17 protein-coding genes are annotated in these 13,498 nt (G+C 70.3%); 12 read left to right on the top strand and 5 right to left on the bottom strand.

Annotation, left to right across the window (positions count from 1 at the left end):
• The first annotated feature begins 28 nt into the window (after window positions 1-28).
• The 4 genes from BLT43_RS14020 to BLT43_RS14005 all read left to right on the top strand — a co-directional run bounded on the left by BLT43_RS14020 (window position 29) and on the right by BLT43_RS14005 (window position 2,034).
• The gene (locus BLT43_RS14020; RefSeq protein ID WP_090113823.1) at window positions 29-373 is read left to right on the top strand and encodes a YbaB/EbfC family nucleoid-associated protein; all 345 of its coding nucleotides are present in this window, start codon (window positions 29-31) and stop codon (window positions 371-373) included.
• A 67-nt stretch (window positions 374-440) separates the two neighbouring features.
• Complete coding sequence (gene recR / locus BLT43_RS14015) at window positions 441-1,034, top strand: recombination mediator RecR (RefSeq protein WP_090113821.1); 594 nt, start codon at window positions 441-443, stop codon at window positions 1,032-1,034.
• 57 nt (window positions 1,035-1,091) lie between these two features.
• On the top strand, window positions 1,092-1,472 hold the full coding sequence (locus BLT43_RS14010; RefSeq protein ID WP_090113819.1) for a VOC family protein: 381 nt from the start codon (window positions 1,092-1,094) through the stop codon (window positions 1,470-1,472).
• 121 nt (window positions 1,473-1,593) lie between these two features.
• The gene (locus tag BLT43_RS14005; protein ID WP_090113818.1) at window positions 1,594-2,034 is read left to right on the top strand and encodes a PACE efflux transporter; all 441 of its coding nucleotides are present in this window, start codon (window positions 1,594-1,596) and stop codon (window positions 2,032-2,034) included.
• 41 nt (window positions 2,035-2,075) lie between these two features.
• Here the strand turns inward: BLT43_RS14005 and BLT43_RS14000 are convergent, their stop codons facing one another.
• Complete coding sequence (locus tag BLT43_RS14000) at window positions 2,076-2,852, bottom strand: DUF1013 domain-containing protein (RefSeq protein ID WP_090113817.1); 777 nt, start codon at window positions 2,850-2,852, stop codon at window positions 2,076-2,078.
• 134 nt (window positions 2,853-2,986) lie between these two features.
• Here BLT43_RS14000 and BLT43_RS13995 point away from each other — a divergent pair, with 134 nt between their 5' ends.
• The gene (locus tag BLT43_RS13995) at window positions 2,987-3,622 is read left to right on the top strand and encodes a ribonuclease T2 family protein (RefSeq protein ID WP_090113816.1); all 636 of its coding nucleotides are present in this window, start codon (window positions 2,987-2,989) and stop codon (window positions 3,620-3,622) included.
• Here the strand turns inward: BLT43_RS13995 and BLT43_RS13990 are convergent.
• Together BLT43_RS13990 and BLT43_RS13985 are read right to left on the bottom strand one after the other, a co-directional pair.
• Window positions 3,619-4,653: an alpha/beta hydrolase family protein gene (locus tag BLT43_RS13990; RefSeq protein WP_090113815.1), complete on the bottom strand. Its 1,035-nt coding sequence runs from the start codon at window positions 4,651-4,653 to the stop codon at window positions 3,619-3,621. The two genes, BLT43_RS13995 and BLT43_RS13990, sit on opposite strands and share 4 nt — an antisense overlap.
• Window positions 4,654-4,739: 86 nt before the next feature.
• Window positions 4,740-6,338 carry a phosphoenolpyruvate carboxykinase gene (locus BLT43_RS13985; protein WP_090113814.1) on the bottom strand — a complete coding sequence of 533 codons (1,599 nt, stop codon included), beginning with the start codon at window positions 6,336-6,338 and terminating at the stop codon, window positions 4,740-4,742.
• 340 nt (window positions 6,339-6,678) lie between these two features.
• Between BLT43_RS13985 and BLT43_RS13980 the strand changes: the two genes are divergently transcribed.
• Genes BLT43_RS13980 through BLT43_RS13955 form a run of 6 tightly spaced genes read left to right on the top strand, consistent with a single transcriptional unit; the run spans window position 6,679 to window position 11,202 of the window.
• Window positions 6,679-7,380 carry a response regulator transcription factor gene (locus BLT43_RS13980; protein WP_090113813.1) on the top strand — a complete coding sequence of 234 codons (702 nt, stop codon included), beginning with the start codon at window positions 6,679-6,681 and terminating at the stop codon, window positions 7,378-7,380.
• Window positions 7,381-7,404: 24 nt separating this feature from the next.
• On the top strand, window positions 7,405-9,141 hold the full coding sequence (locus BLT43_RS13975) for a sensor histidine kinase (RefSeq protein WP_090113812.1): 1,737 nt from the start codon (window positions 7,405-7,407) through the stop codon (window positions 9,139-9,141).
• Window positions 9,142-9,144: 3 nt separating this feature from the next.
• Complete coding sequence (locus BLT43_RS13970) at window positions 9,145-9,573, top strand: HPr kinase/phosphorylase (RefSeq protein WP_090113811.1); 429 nt, start codon at window positions 9,145-9,147, stop codon at window positions 9,571-9,573.
• A gap of 14 nt (window positions 9,574-9,587) precedes the next feature.
• Window positions 9,588-10,517 (top strand): RNase adapter RapZ, encoded by a 930-nt coding sequence (rapZ, locus tag BLT43_RS13965; protein ID WP_090113809.1) that lies wholly within the window; start codon window positions 9,588-9,590, stop codon window positions 10,515-10,517.
• The gene (locus tag BLT43_RS13960; protein WP_090113805.1) at window positions 10,514-10,933 is read left to right on the top strand and encodes a PTS sugar transporter subunit IIA; all 420 of its coding nucleotides are present in this window, start codon (window positions 10,514-10,516) and stop codon (window positions 10,931-10,933) included. The genes rapZ and BLT43_RS13960 overlap by 4 nt, the downstream gene beginning before the upstream one ends.
• Window positions 10,930-11,202, top strand: a complete 273-nt coding sequence (locus BLT43_RS13955; protein WP_090113803.1) for an HPr family phosphocarrier protein — start codon at window positions 10,930-10,932, stop codon at window positions 11,200-11,202. The genes BLT43_RS13960 and BLT43_RS13955 overlap by 4 nt, the downstream gene beginning before the upstream one ends.
• A 19-nt stretch (window positions 11,203-11,221) precedes the next feature.
• Here BLT43_RS13955 and BLT43_RS13950 read toward each other — a convergent pair whose 3' ends face one another.
• Window positions 11,222-12,097 (bottom strand): 3-hydroxybutyryl-CoA dehydrogenase, encoded by an 876-nt coding sequence (locus BLT43_RS13950; RefSeq protein ID WP_090113802.1) that lies wholly within the window; start codon window positions 12,095-12,097, stop codon window positions 11,222-11,224.
• Between the two features lie 128 nt (window positions 12,098-12,225).
• Here BLT43_RS13950 and BLT43_RS13945 point away from each other — a divergent pair, with 128 nt between their 5' ends.
• Window positions 12,226-13,008 carry a DUF6473 family protein gene (locus BLT43_RS13945; RefSeq protein ID WP_090113801.1) on the top strand — a complete coding sequence of 261 codons (783 nt, stop codon included), beginning with the start codon at window positions 12,226-12,228 and terminating at the stop codon, window positions 13,006-13,008.
• Between the two features lie 142 nt (window positions 13,009-13,150).
• Here the strand turns inward: BLT43_RS13945 and BLT43_RS13940 are convergent.
• The coding region (locus tag BLT43_RS13940) for an electron transfer flavoprotein subunit alpha/FixB family protein (RefSeq protein ID WP_207497573.1) at window positions 13,151-13,498 on the bottom strand (348 nt) is incomplete at its 5' end.

Below are 13,498 nucleotides of genomic sequence, written 5' to 3'. Positions count from 1 at the left end.
AGGGCCAACGCATTCGAGGAGACCAGCGATGTTCAAGGGGCTTGGCGGCCTGGGCGACATGTCCAAGATGATGAAGGCCGCGCAGGAGATGCAGGGCAAGATGGAGAAGATCCAGAAGGATCTCGAGACCCTGACCGTGACCGGCGAGAGCGGCGCGGGGCTGGTCAAGGCCACCGCCACCGCCAAGGGCGAGCTGACCGGGCTCGACATCGACCCGTCGATCTTCGTGGCCTCCGAGAAGGAGGTGGTCGAGGACCTGATCCTCGCCGCGATCAAGGACGCGCAGTCGCGCGCGACTGAGCGCGCGCAGCAGGAGATGAAGAAGATCCAGGAAGAGCTCGGCCTGCCCGCGGGCATGAACCTGCCGTTCTGAGGCCCGCCCTGCTCCTTCACTCTTCAAATACTCGATCCGGCCCTGTCGGCCCGCGCGGAGCCCGGCCATGAGCGAGGACCGCGAGGCGATCGACCGGCTGATCGAGCTGATGGCGCGGCTGCCCGGGCTCGGGCCGCGCTCGGCGCGGCGCGCGGTGCTGCATCTCGTCAAGAAGCGCGGCACGCTGCTGGCGCCGCTGGCCGAGGCGATGACCGAAGTCGGCGCCACCGCGCGCGAATGCCTGAACTGCGGCAATGTCGGCACCGGCGACATCTGCGCCATCTGCGACGACGAGCGCCGCGCGACGGGGCAGATCTGCGTGGTCGAGGACGTGGCCGATCTATGGGCGATGGAGCGTTCGGGCGTGTTCAAGGGCCGCTACCACGTGCTGGGTGGCACGCTTTCGGCGCTCGACGCGGTGGGCCCTGAGGAGCTGCGCATCCCGCGCCTCCTCGACCGGGTGAAATCCGAGGCGGTCTCCGAGGTGATCCTCGCGCTCGGCGCGACGATCGACGGCCAGACCACCGCGCATTACATCGCCGACCAGCTGCCCGGCGTCTCGGTGACCTCGCTGGCGCAGGGCGTGCCGGTGGGCGGCGAGCTCGACTATCTCGACGACGGCACGATCAGCGCCGCGCTGCGCGCGCGCCGCACGCTCTAGAAGCTTGATCCGAAAGCCTTCGCGGCGCAGCATGGCCGCATCTGCGGAGGGTGCGGCATGCGTGGCGATCACGGCACGATCTGGTGGCTGGAGCTGGTGACGGAGGACGTGAAGGCGGCCTGCGCCTTCTACGAGGCGACCTGCGGCTGGAGCTTCGTCGAGACCGAGGTGCCCTCGGGCCATTACTGGGTCGCGCATGAGAACGGCCGACCGGTCGCCGGCATCATGGCCGAGGCCGACCTTCCGACCGAGAAGCACCGCCTGCATGGCTGGGTCGCCTATCTGGCGGTCGAGGATGTCGAGGCCTCCGCGCAGGCGATCGAGCGGCTCGGCGGCCGCATCCTGCGCCCGCCCTTCGACGCGGCCGGGATCGGCCGGATCTGCCTGGCCCGCGACCCGGGCGGCGCGCCTCTGGGCTTCGTGCAGCCGCTGCGCTGAGCCTTGCACCGCGCGGCCCGCAGGCCCATATGGGGCCCTGCAAGCGAGGACGACCTCCCCCTCTTCAGGGATCAGCAAGCGGGACGGCCCGATACAGACCACCCGTATCGAGGAGGCCGCCATGCGCAGCAAAGCCGACAGAATCCGCCAGGCCCTGAGTTTCGAGATCATCGGGCTCGCCATCGTCACGCCCGCGGGCGCGTGGCTGTTCGGCATGCCGGTGTTCGACATCGGCCTCGTCAGCCTGATCGCCGCCACCGTGGCGACCGGCTGGAACTACGTCTTCAACCTCGGCTTCGATCACGCGCTGAAATGGGCGCGCGGCAGCACGGCCAAGTCGCTGCCGCTGCGAGTGCTGCACGCGATCAGCTTCGAGGCGGGGCTTCTGGTACTGCTGCTGCCGGTCTTCGCGTGGTGGCTGGGGGTGGGCCTCGCGCAGGCCTTCACGATGGAGCTGAGCTTCGCGCTGTTCTACGTGCTCTACGCCTTCGCCTTCACCTGGTGCTACGACCGGGTGTTTCCGGACCCCGACGCGGCCGAAGCCGCGCGGGTGCCGGCCTGAGATCCGGCGGGGGCGGCACGCCGCCCCCGCCGGAGACCGTCTCAGCGGTCGTCGTCCTCGTCGTCGTCCGAGCCGCCGGGCAGGTTGAAGAAGCTGTCGGCGTCCGGCAGGTTCTCTTCCTCGCGCTCGTCATCCTTGCGGCTCTCGTCCTCGTCGCCCTTGTCCGAGAGCGTGAAGGTCTCGAGCCCGGAGATCGAGGAGGGCACCTTCGGCTCGGCCGGCATGCCGAGGCTCTGCTCGGTCGAGACCAGCTTGCGACGCTCGTCATCGGTCATGGCCGAGCCGTCGCGCAGGCGCTTGGCGTTGGCCTGCTGCACGGCGGCGTCGAGCTCGGACTGGCGGCACAGGCCCAGCGCGACCGGGTCGATCGGCTGAATGTTGGAGATGTTCCAGTGGGTGCGCTCGCGGATCGCCTGGATCGTCGGCTTGGTGGTGCCCACCAGCTTGGAGATCTGGCCGTCGCTGAGCTCGGGGTGGAACTTCACCAGCCACAGGATCGAGGCCGGGCGGTCCTGGCGCTTCGACAGCGGGGTGTAGCGCGGGCCGCGACGCTTTTCCTCGCCCACGGCCGAGGGGTTGAACTTGAGCTTCAGCTTGTGGAGCGGGTTCTTCTCGGCCTTGTCGATCTCGTCCTGGGTGAGCTGGTTGTTGGCGACCGGGTCGAAGCCCTTCACCCCCGCGGCGACGTCGCCATCGGCGATGCCCTGCACCTCGAGCTCGTGCAGCCCGCAGAAATCGCCGATCTGCTTGAAGCTGATCGTCGTGTTGTCCACCAGCCAGACGGCGGTGGCCTTCGCCATGAGCGGTTTGTCAGCCATGTGAACACCCTTTCGAAAGCACGTCTTCCCCCGGCCCCGGCCTTGGGGCGGACCGCTGGGCGCGGTCCCGGTTTCCGTTTTCGGGGAACTCATCGCGCTATATAGGGACCCGAGGCCATCGAGGAAAGCCATAAATGACCAAGAGGACAGCGCTGGCGGCGATCCTCGCCGCCTGGGGCGGGATCGCCGCGGCCGAGACCGCCGGGGCGTTCGACTACTACGTGCTGTCGCTGAGCTGGTCGCCCGGCTGGTGCGAACGCGTGGGCGAGGCGCGGGAGTCCGAGCAGTGCGACCCGGCGCGCGACCTCGGCTGGGTGCTGCACGGGCTCTGGCCGCAATACGAGGCGGGCTGGCCCGACTACTGCGACAGCCCCGCCCGGCCGCCCTCGCGGGCCGAGACGGCGGCGATGGCCGACATCATGGGCACGGGCGGCTCGGCCTGGCACCAGTGGAAGAAGCACGGCACCTGTTCGGGCCTGTCGTCCGAGGCCTTTTTCGACCTTTCGCGCGAGGCCTACGGGGCGGTGACCCGCCCCGAGGAGTTCCGCCGCCTCGAGCGCGAGATCACCCTGCCGGCCGCGGTGGTCGAGGAGGCCTTCCTGCGCGACAACCCCGAGCTTTCGGCCGACGGGCTGACCGTCACCTGCCGGGACGGGATGGTGCAGGAGGTGCGGATCTGCCTGACCCGCGACCTCGCGCCGCGCGACTGCGGCGCGGACGTGATCCGCGACTGCAGCCTCGGCGACGCGCGGATGCCGCCGATCCGCTAGGGCGCGCCGAGCATGTCGAAGAAGGCGACGGTGGCGGCGACCATCTCGTCGATCATCTCCGGCCCCTCGAAGGCGTTAAAGCTGTGGTCCATCTCCCTGAGCCACAGCTCCTCGCGCCCCTCATGCGCGGCCAGCAGCGCCTCGGCCTGCGCCGGGTCGACCGTGGCGTCCTCGGTGCCCTGCGCCACGAAGAGCGGGCCGTCATAGGCGGCGATCTCCGCGACCGGGTCGGCGGCGATCACACCCTCGAAGAAGGGCCGCCCGAGCGTGACCTCGGCGCCCCAGGGCAGCGTCACCGTGCTCGGCTCGGCCGAGAGCACGCCGCGTTCCAGCGCCTGCGTCCCGAAGAGCCGCCCGTAGGTCGCCTGCGGATCGGCCACCGCCGCCCAGAGCGCCGTGGCCTCGACCGGCGCGCCGCGCCCGGCGAGCGTGGCCGCGACCAGCCCGCCCTGGCTCCAGCCGATCAGGAAGGGCGGCGCGTCGAGCACCCGCGCCTCCCCGGCCAGCCAGTCCAGCGCCGCCCGCGCATCCGCGACCTGGCTCTCGAAGGTGGTCTCGGCGAAATCGAAGCCGCCGGTGCTCTCGCCCGAGCCGCGGAAGTCGATCCTGAGGCTGGCATAGCCCGCCTCGGCCAGGAGCCGCGCGGTGCGGCGGAACACCCCCTCGCCGCTTTCGGCGATCGGCAGCTCGTCGCGGTCGGCGGTGAAGCCGTGCAGCAGCAGCACCACCGGCGCGGGCCCGTCCGGCGGCAGCGCGAGCGTGCCGAAGACCTCGGTCCCCTCGACCTCGATGCTCACCCGGTCCGACAGCCCCGCCCGCCCGTCCGACAGCGGCAGCGGGCGCGGCCAGGGCGCGACGACCATCAGATCCGAGATGTCCTCTTCGGATGCGACGACGGCCCCGCCCTCCCCGGCGGGGCCGTCCTCCTCCGTCGCCCCCGGCGCCTCGGCCGGGGCCGCCCCCTCCTGCGCGTGGCCGGGCGCGGCGGCCAGCAGCAGAAGGCTCAGCAGGGCGGAAAGCGGGATCGGCACGGGGCGGTCCTCCTCACGGCGCGCCCGGCCATGGAAGCGGCCGGCGCGCGGCGCTGTCAAGCGCGCCCCCCGCGCCGCCCCCGCGCTCAGCCGATCGCCGCCGCGCGCACGTCGTCGTCGATATGCGGCACGTATTGCGCGAAGTTGTCGGCGAACATCTGAACCAGCTTGGCGGCCTGCGCGTCGTAGGCCGCGGGGTCGGCCCAGGTGCCGCGCGGATCGAGCAGCGCGTCGTCGACGCCATCGGCCGAGACCGGCACGTCGAAGCCGAAATTCGCGTCCTTGCGGAAGCTGCCCTCGGCGAGGCTGCCGTCGAGCGCGGCGGCCAGGAGCGCGCGGGTCGCGGCGATCGGCATCCGGCGGCCGGTGCCGTAGGCGCCGCCGGTCCAGCCGGTGTTGACCAGCCAGCAGGTCGCGCCGTGGCTGCCGATCTTCTCCTGCAGCAGCTTGCCGTAGACCTCGGGGCGGCGCGGCATGAAGGGCGCGCCGAAGCAGGTCGAGAAGGTCGGCTCGGGCTCGGTCACGCCCTTCTCGGTGCCCGCGACCTTCGAGGTGAAGCCCGACAGGAAGTGGTACATCGCCTGCGCCGGCGTCAGCCGCGCGATCGGCGGCAGCACCCCGAAGGCGTCGCAGGTCAGCATGACGATGTTCTTCGGATGCCCACCCAGCGCGCTTTCCGAGGCGTTGGAGATGTAGTGCAGCGGGTAGGCGCAGCGCATGTTGGCGGTGAGCGAGCTGTCCTCGAAGTCGAGCGCCTTGGTGTCGGCGTCCCAGACCATGTTCTCGATCACCGTGCCGAATTTCTGCGTGGTGGCGTAGATCTCGGGCTCGGCCTCGGCCGAGAGCGAGATCGTCTTGGCGTAGCAGCCGCCCTCGAAGTTGAAGGTGCCGCGCTCCGACCAGCCATGCTCGTCATCGCCGATCAGCACGCGCGAGGGGTCGGCCGAGAGCGTGGTCTTGCCGGTGCCCGACAGGCCGAAGAAGACGGCGGTGTCGACCGGGTTGCCCGGCGCGTGGTTGGCCGAGCAGTGCATCGGCATGATGCCCTTCTCGGGCAGCAGGTAGTTCAGCAGGGTGAAGACCGACTTCTTGTTCTCGCCGGCATATTCGGTGCCGCCGATCAGGATGGTCTTCTCGTCGAGATTGAGCGCGATCACCGTGCCCGAGCGGCAGCCGTGGCGCTCGGGGTCGGCGGTGAAGCTCGGGCAGTTGATGACGGTGTATTCCGGCGCGAAGCCGTCGAGCGCGTCGCGCTCGGGGCGGCGCAGCAGGTGACGGATGAACAGCCCGTGCCAGGCCAGCTCGGTCACCATGCGCACGTCGATGCGGTGCGCCGGGTCGGCGCCGCCATGCAGGTCCTGCACGTACATGCGCCGGCCCTGCAGATGCGCCAGCATGTCGGCCTTCAGCGTGGCGAAGGCGGCGGGCGTCATCGGGGCGTTGTTCTCCCACCAGATCGTGCCCTCGGTGGTGGGCGTGCGGACCACGAACTTGTCCTTGGGGCTGCGGCCGGTGTGCTGGCCGGTGGTCACGAGAAGCGTGCCGCCCTGCCCCAGGTCGCCCTCGCCGTTGCGGATCGCGGCCTGCACCAGATCCGGCTCGGTCAGGTTGTAATAGACCTCCCCCAGCCCCGTGATTCCTTGGGTTTCCAGCGTCATGGCGGGATTCACGCGACCGTGGTCCATTGTCTCGGCTCCTCTCACCGGAGCCGACTTCCGGCCCCGTGAAACCGGCGTAACATGATGATTTCATTGGGCGCCATACAGTTAGCGCAACCATTCCCGCTGTTAGCGCAACCGCCCCGCCCGGCGCCGCCCGAATGGGCGGACGGGCGCCGTACAGGCCTTGTGCTGGCCCTATGCAAGCCCCGTGCGGTGAGGCATTTTAGTCATTCGTCATCAGATTCCGGCTCAATTACGGCAGGTTTGGGGCTGTGATTCGCGCTGCGGCCTTGATCTGTGTGGGTAAAGCCATGAGAGACTGTCTCTCGGCCCCATCGAAAACCCGAGCTGGAAAGGATCGCCGATGTCGAAGATCGCTTTGGTGGATGACGACAGGAACATCCTGACGTCCGTCTCCATGACGCTCGAGGCCGAGGGCTTCGAAGTCGAGACCTACAATGACGGGCAGCAGGCGCTCGACGCCTTCAACAAGAAGCTGCCCGACATGGCGGTGCTCGACATCAAGATGCCGCGCATGGACGGCATGGACCTGCTGCAGCGGCTGCGCCAGAAGACGCAGATGCCGGTGATCTTCCTGACCTCGAAGGACGACGAGATCGACGAGGTGCTGGGCCTCAGGATGGGCGCCGACGACTACGTCAAGAAGCCCTTCTCGCAGCGGCTGCTGGTCGAGCGGATCCGGGCGCTGCTGCGCCGTCAGGACGCGATCTCGGGCGAGACCACCGAGACCACCGAGGAGACCAAGGTCATGGAGCGGGGCCACCTGACCATGGACCCGCTGCGCCACGCGGTGACCTGGAAGGGCCGCGACGTCTCGCTCACCGTGACCGAGTTCCTGCTGCTGCAGGCGCTGGCGCAGCGGCCGGGCTTCGTGAAGAGCCGCGACCAGCTGATGGACGTGGCCTATGACGACCAGGTCTATGTCGACGACCGCACCATCGACAGCCACATCAAGCGGCTGCGCAAGAAGATGCGCAACGCCGATCCCGACTTCTCGGCGATCGAGACGCTCTACGGCATCGGCTACCGCTACAACGAGGAATAGGGCCACCACGAGGATCCGCCGAAGATGACCGCCGCCCCCAAGATCGACGTGCGCGACCTCGGCTCGGTGCGCCGGGCGGCCGAGTCCGATGCCGCCGGGCGCGAACACGTGGTGCTGGGCGAGGACTGGGTCTCGCCCAACGAGGACGCGCCGCCGCGCGAGCGCCGGCGGCTGGTGCAGCTCAACCGCTCGCCGCTCGCGCGCAAGATCATCACCTTCAACCTGATCGCGCTGCTGCTGCTGGTCGCGGGGATGCTCTACCTCACCCCCTCGCGCGACCACCTCGCCTTCCAGCGGGCCAGCGGGCTCATCAGCCAGGCCGAGCTGATCGCCGACCTGTTCGAGGCGCAGCTTCCGGCCGGCGCGCCGGTGAACCTGATGTCGGGCGACGGCATCGACGTCGCCGGCAGCCTCGACGGGCTGGACCTGCGCGGCACGATCGAGCTGCGGGTCTTCGACCCGACCGGCAACCTAGTGGGCGAGCGCTTCGCCGAGGGCGCGGGCGGGCCGGTGCGCGGGCTCGAGATCGGCGACGGCGGCACGGTGATCACCGACATGCTGAACGGCGCCTGGGAAAGCATCGCCGGCCTGTTTTCGGGCGGCGGCGCGGTGCGCGGCGCGCAGGACAGCGCCGCCGCCGCGCGGGCGCTGGTCGACACGGCGCTGGGCGACGGCCCGACCGCCGAGACGCTGGTCGACGGCAAGGGCCGCACCATCTTCGCCGTCGCCACCCCGATCGAGCAGGGCAGCCGGCCCGTCGGCGTGGTCACCGTGACCAGCGCCGCCGGCGAGATCGACGCGCTGGTGCGGCGCGAGCGCGAGCGGGTGCTGCAGATGTTCGTGGTCGGCATGCTGGTCTCGATCGGCCTGAGCCTGGTGCTCGCCTCGACCATCGCCAACCCGCTCTCCGAGCTGGCCGCCGCGGCCGAGACCGGGCGCGACCGCAACGCCCGCAAGCTCGCCCCCACGCGGGTCCGCATCCCCGACCTGACCGCCCGGCCCGACGAGATCGGCCGGCTCTCGGCCGCGCTGAGGGGCATGGTGGCGGCGCTCTACGACCGGATCGAGGGCAACGAGCAGTTCGCCGCCGACGTCGCGCACGAGATCAAGAACCCGCTGGCCAGCCTGCGCTCGGCGGTGGGCAGCCTGCGCGTGGTCAAGCGCGAGGATCACAGGGAGAAGCTGCTCGACGTGATCGAACACGACGTGCGCCGGCTCGACCGGCTGGTCTCCGACATCTCCAACGCCTCGCGGCTCGACGCCGAGCTGGTCAAGGAGGAGGAGGAGGAGTTCGACCTGCTGAAGATGCTGGCGAACCTCAACGACTTCCTCGGCCGCGAGGCGGCGCTGAAGGGCATCGACTTCATCGCCGACCTGCCCTCGCGCCCGATCATGATCCAGGGCCTCGAGGGCCGGCTGGCGCAGGTCTTCGTCAACCTGATCACCAACGCCACCTCGTTCTGCGAGGATGGCGACGCGATCCGGGTCTGGGCCCGCCAGCGCGAGCACCGGGTGCTGGTGGTGGTCGAGGACACCGGCCCCGGCATCCCCGAGGAAGCCCTGACCAAGATCTTCCAGCGCTTCTACTCGGAGCGCCCCGAGGGCCAGTTCGGCAACAATTCCGGCCTCGGCCTCGCCATCTCAAAGCAGATCGTCGAGGCGCATGGCGGCGTGATCTGGGCCGAGAACATCCGCCCGACCGAAGCCGACCCCACCTCGGAGCCGCTGGGCGCGCGCTTCGTGGTCGGCCTGCCGGTCTGACGGGTGGAGCGGGCGCCGCTCCTGCTGCATGCAAGCTGCGTCGCATGGCAGGGTCGCGCGGTGCTGGTCACCGGCCCCTCGGGCAGCGGCAAGTCGGCGCTGGCGCTCGCGCTGATCGGGCTGGGCTGCCAGCTCGTCGCCGACGACCGCACCCGGCTCGCGCTGGCCGGCGGCGCGCTCTGGGCCTCCTGCCCGCCCGCGATCCGCGGCCTGATCGAGGCGCGGGGCGCCGGGCTGCTCTTCGCCCCGCCGCTGCCGGCGGCGCGCCTCGTGCTCGCCGCGGCGCTCGACCGCCCCGAGACGGAACGTCTTCCGCCCGAACGTTGCGTCACCTATATGGGCAGGTCGCTCCCCTTGCTTCACAACATCGGGACGGACCGTTTCGCCCAGGCGATCCTGCAGTATCTCAAGGCAGGACGAAGAGAGCCATGAGACCAGACCCCGCCATGCCCCACCCTTCACCGGCCGCCGAGGACACACGGCGCCAGGATCTCGTGCTGGTGACCGGCCCCTCCGGCGCCGGCCACACCACCGCGATCAACGCGCTCGAGGACCTGGGCCACGAGGTGATCGACAACCTGCCGCTGTCGCTGCTGCCGCGGCTGCTCGACGGGCCGCCGCTGCCCCGGCCGCTGGCGCTGGGGCTCGACGTGCGCAACCGCGACTTCTCGACCGACGCGCTGCTCGAGACGATCGAGCGCCTGTCGCAGCGGCCGGGAATGACGCTGCAGGTGCTCTACCTCGACTGCGAGGAAAGCGTGCTGGTGCACCGCTACTCCGCGACGCGCCGGCCGCACCCGCTGGCCCCGGCCGACAGCCCGCTGACCGGCATCACCCGCGAGCGCGACCTGCTGGGACCGGTGCGCGAGCGCGCCGACATCCTGATCGACAGCACCCATCTCACCCCGCACGAGCTGCGGGCCGAGATCGAGCGCTGGTTCGCCCCGCCCGGCGGCCGCACCCTGTCGGTGACGCTGCAGAGCTTTTCCTACAAGCGCGGCCTGCCACGCGGGCTCGATCTCGTCTTCGACTGCCGCTTCCTGCGCAACCCGCACTGGGAGCCCGAGCTGCGCCCGCTCGACGGGCGCGACGCGGCGGTGGCCCGGCACGTCACCGAGGACCCGCGCTTCGAGGGCTTCTTCGCGCGGCTGTGCGACCTGCTGCGCCCCCTGCTCCCGGCCTTTCACGAGGAGGGCAAGACCCATCTCTCGATCGGTTTCGGCTGCACCGGCGGGCAACACCGCTCGGTGGCGGCGGTCGAACGGCTGGCCGAAACCCTTGCGCAGGAGGGATGGCAGGTGTCTAAACGACATAGGGAGTTGGAACGCCGCGCCGGATCGGGAGGCTCGCCGGCCGTACGGGGACAAGTCGCGTGATCGGAATCGTCATCGTGGCCCATGGAGGCCTCGCGCGCGAATATCTCGCCGCCGTCGAGCACGTGGTCGGCCAGCAGAGCGGGATGGTGGCGATCACCATCCTGCCCGACGACGACCGCGGCGCCAAACAGCAGGAGATCTGCCGCGCCGCCGACGCGGTCGATGCCGGCGCCGGCGTGGTGATCGTCACCGACATGTTCGGCGGCTCGCCCTCGAACCTGTCGCTCAGGGCCTGCGCGGTCTCGGACCGGCGCATCCTCTACGGCGCCAACCTGCCCATGCTCATCAAGCTCGCCAAGTCGCGCGGCAAGACGGTGCCAGAGGCGGTGCGCGCCGCGCTGACGGCGGGACGCAAATACATCGACAGCCTGATCGTCGATGCCGGCGTGCAGACGGAGACCCGGACCGGAACATGACGACCAGAAGACGCCTGCAGATCATCAACACCAAGGGGCTGCACGCCCGCGCCTCCGCCAAGCTGGCCGAGACCGTCGAATCCTTCGACGCCGAGGCCACCGTCAGCCGCGACGGGCTCTCGACCACCGGCGACAGCATCATGGGTCTTCTGATGCTGGCCGCCTCGCGCGGCACCTGGATCGATGTCGAGACCAAGGGCGCCGAGGCCGAGCGGCTGGCCGACGCGATCGAATCGCTGATCGCGGACTGCTTCGGGGAGGGCGGCTGAGCCCCCTCCCCCGCCGCCGTCAGCGCGTCGGCACCGGCGTCTCGCCGCGGTAGTCATAGAAGCCCCGGCCGGTCTTGCGCCCGAGCCAGCCCGCCTCGACATACTTGGTCAGCAGCGGACAGGGCCGGTACTTGGTGTCCGCCAGCCCGTCATGCAGCACGTTCATGATCGCGAGGCAGGTGTCGAGCCCGATGAAATCGGCCAGCTCGAGCGGCCCCATCGGATGATTCGCGCCCAGCTTCAGCGAGGTGTCGATCGCCCGCACCGAGCCCACGCCTTCGTAGAGCGTGTAGATCGCCTCGTTGATCATCGGCATCAGGATGCGGTTGACGATGAAGGCCGGGAAATCCTCGGCCGTGGCCGCGGTCTTGCCCAGCTTCTCGACCACGGCGAGGCAGGCGTCGAAGCTCGGCTGGTCGGTGGCGATGCCGCGGATCAGCTCGACGAGCTGCATCACCGGCACCGGGTTCATGAAGTGGAAGCCCATGAACTTCTCGGGCCGGTCGGTGCGCGAGGCCAGCCGGGTGATCGAGATCGAGGAGGTGTTCGAGGTCAGGATGGTGTGCTCCGCGAGATGCGGCACCAGCTCCTCGAAGATCGCCGTCTTCACCGCCTCGCGCTCGGTCGCGGCCTCGATGATCAGGTCGCAGGGGCCCAGATCGGTGAGCGTCTCGGTGGTCGAGATCCGCGCCAGCGCCGCCTCCTTGTCCTCGGCGCTGATCGCGCCCTTGGACTGCTGCCGATCGAGATTGCGCTCGATCAGGGTGCGGGCCTTCTCCAGCGCCTCGGCGCTGACATCGGTCAGCGTCACCTCGTACCCCGCGAGCGCGAAGACATGCGCGATGCCGTTGCCCATCTGCCCCGCGCCGACCACGCCGACCGTCCTGATCTCCATGCCGTACCCTCTCCCTGTTGGCGCGGCCACCATAAGGCCGCCCCGGGGCGGGCCACAAGCCGAAGCCCTTAGCCGGATCGCAACCTCTGCATGGCCAGATGGGCGCGGGAAAACGGGTGGGTGATGCCATGCGGCATGAACGGATCGGCGCGCCGGCGCCGGCAGCCTTGCGCTGCCGATACGGAACCTCGCGGCTCGAGATGCGCGGCCCCGCGCGCCGGCTGGACGGCCGCTACATCGCCTTCGCCGGCGGGGCGGAGACCTTCGGCCCGGGCGCCGACCAGCCCTTCCCGGCACTGGTCGAACGGCGGCTGCAGACGGCCTGCGTCAATTTCGGCGCGTCGGGCGCCGGGGTCGAGGCCCTGCTGAAGGACCCCGAGATCGTGCCGATCTGCGCCGGCGCGCAGGCGACCGTGCTGCAGGTCACCGAGGCCGCCATGCTCTCGAACCGCTTCTACACCGTCCATCCGCGCCGCAACGACCGCTTCCTGCGGGCCTCCTCGGTGCTGCGGGCGCTCTATCCGGAGGTCGACTTCTCCGAATACTGCTTCGTCGGCCACCTGCTCGGCGCGCTGCACGAGACCGACGCCCACCGGTTCGAGGCGGTGCGCGACGAGCTGCGCTGCGCCTGGCATTGGCGGATGCGGCGGCTGCTGGAGGCCATCTCCGGGCCTGTGCTGCTGCTGTGGCTGCGCACGGAGGCGCCCGCGCCGGGGCGCTGGCCCGCGCATGTCACGCCGGCAATGGTCAAGGCGCTGGCGCCGCTGGTGCAGGAGGTGGTCGAGTTGCCACTGGGCGCGTCTGCCGCGCCGGCCCCGGTCCCGGCGCACCTGCCGGCGGCCGAGGACCATCGCGCCGCGGCCGAGGCCCTGACGCCGCGCCTGAGCCGGTTGTTGCAGCCGGCCGGCTGAGCCGGGCCGCCCGGAACCGGCCTCGCGCCCGGTCCGAGCCGCGCTTCTTGCGTATTTCCGGAGAAAAGTAGGCCCGCCACGAGAAAGGCCCGGCGCGGGGGCATCCCGCGCCGGGCCTCGTGTCAGGCGCGCGTCGCGCGGCTCAGAGCTTCTCGGTCAGCTCGGGCAGCGCGGTGAAGAGGTCGGCCACGAGGCCGTAATCGGCGACCTGGAAGATCGGCGCCTCCTCGTCCTTGTTGATCGCCACGATCACCTTCGAATCCTTCATCCCCGCGAGGTGCTGGATCGCGCCGGAGATGCCCACCGCCACGTAGAGCGAGGGCGCCACCACCTTGCCGGTCTGCCCGACCTGCCAGTCGTTCGGCGCGAAGCCCGAATCGACCGCCGCGCGGGAGGCACCGACCGCCGCGCCGAGCTTGTCGGCCAGCTTCTCGATCAGCGCGAAGTTCTCCTCGGAGCCGACGCCGCGGCCGCCCGAGACGACGATGCC

The organism is Limimaricola pyoseonensis (assembly GCF_900102015.1).
Lineage (GTDB): Bacteria > Pseudomonadota > Alphaproteobacteria > Rhodobacterales > Rhodobacteraceae > Limimaricola > Limimaricola pyoseonensis.
Note: the sequence above shows the minus strand (reverse complement) of the source record. Positions and strands in the feature narration are given on the sequence as shown.

What these genes read in the sequence shown, in the direction of transcription:
- BLT43_RS14020 (WP_090113823.1), top strand. Translation starts at nt 29, where the DNA reads ATGTTCAAGGGGCTTGGCGGCCTGGGCGACATGTCCAAGATGATGAAG.
- recR (WP_090113821.1), top strand. Translation starts at nt 441, where the DNA reads ATGAGCGAGGACCGCGAGGCGATCGACCGGCTGATCGAGCTGATGGCG.
- BLT43_RS14010 (WP_090113819.1), top strand. Translation starts at nt 1,092, where the DNA reads ATGCGTGGCGATCACGGCACGATCTGGTGGCTGGAGCTGGTGACGGAG.
- BLT43_RS14005 (WP_090113818.1), top strand. Translation starts at nt 1,594, where the DNA reads ATGCGCAGCAAAGCCGACAGAATCCGCCAGGCCCTGAGTTTCGAGATC.
- BLT43_RS14000 (WP_090113817.1), bottom strand. Translation starts at nt 2,852, where the DNA reads ATGGCTGACAAACCGCTCATGGCGAAGGCCACCGCCGTCTGGCTGGTG.
- BLT43_RS13995 (WP_090113816.1), top strand. Translation starts at nt 2,987, where the DNA reads ATGACCAAGAGGACAGCGCTGGCGGCGATCCTCGCCGCCTGGGGCGGG.
- BLT43_RS13985 (WP_090113814.1), bottom strand. Translation starts at nt 6,338, where the DNA reads ATGGACCACGGTCGCGTGAATCCCGCCATGACGCTGGAAACCCAAGGA.
- BLT43_RS13980 (WP_090113813.1), top strand. Translation starts at nt 6,679, where the DNA reads ATGTCGAAGATCGCTTTGGTGGATGACGACAGGAACATCCTGACGTCC.
- BLT43_RS13975 (WP_090113812.1), top strand. Translation starts at nt 7,405, where the DNA reads ATGACCGCCGCCCCCAAGATCGACGTGCGCGACCTCGGCTCGGTGCGC.
- rapZ (WP_090113809.1), top strand. Translation starts at nt 9,588, where the DNA reads ATGCCCCACCCTTCACCGGCCGCCGAGGACACACGGCGCCAGGATCTC.
- BLT43_RS13955 (WP_090113803.1), top strand. Translation starts at nt 10,930, where the DNA reads ATGACGACCAGAAGACGCCTGCAGATCATCAACACCAAGGGGCTGCAC.
- BLT43_RS13950 (WP_090113802.1), bottom strand. Translation starts at nt 12,097, where the DNA reads ATGGAGATCAGGACGGTCGGCGTGGTCGGCGCGGGGCAGATGGGCAAC.
- BLT43_RS13945 (WP_090113801.1), top strand. Translation starts at nt 12,226, where the DNA reads ATGCGGCATGAACGGATCGGCGCGCCGGCGCCGGCAGCCTTGCGCTGC.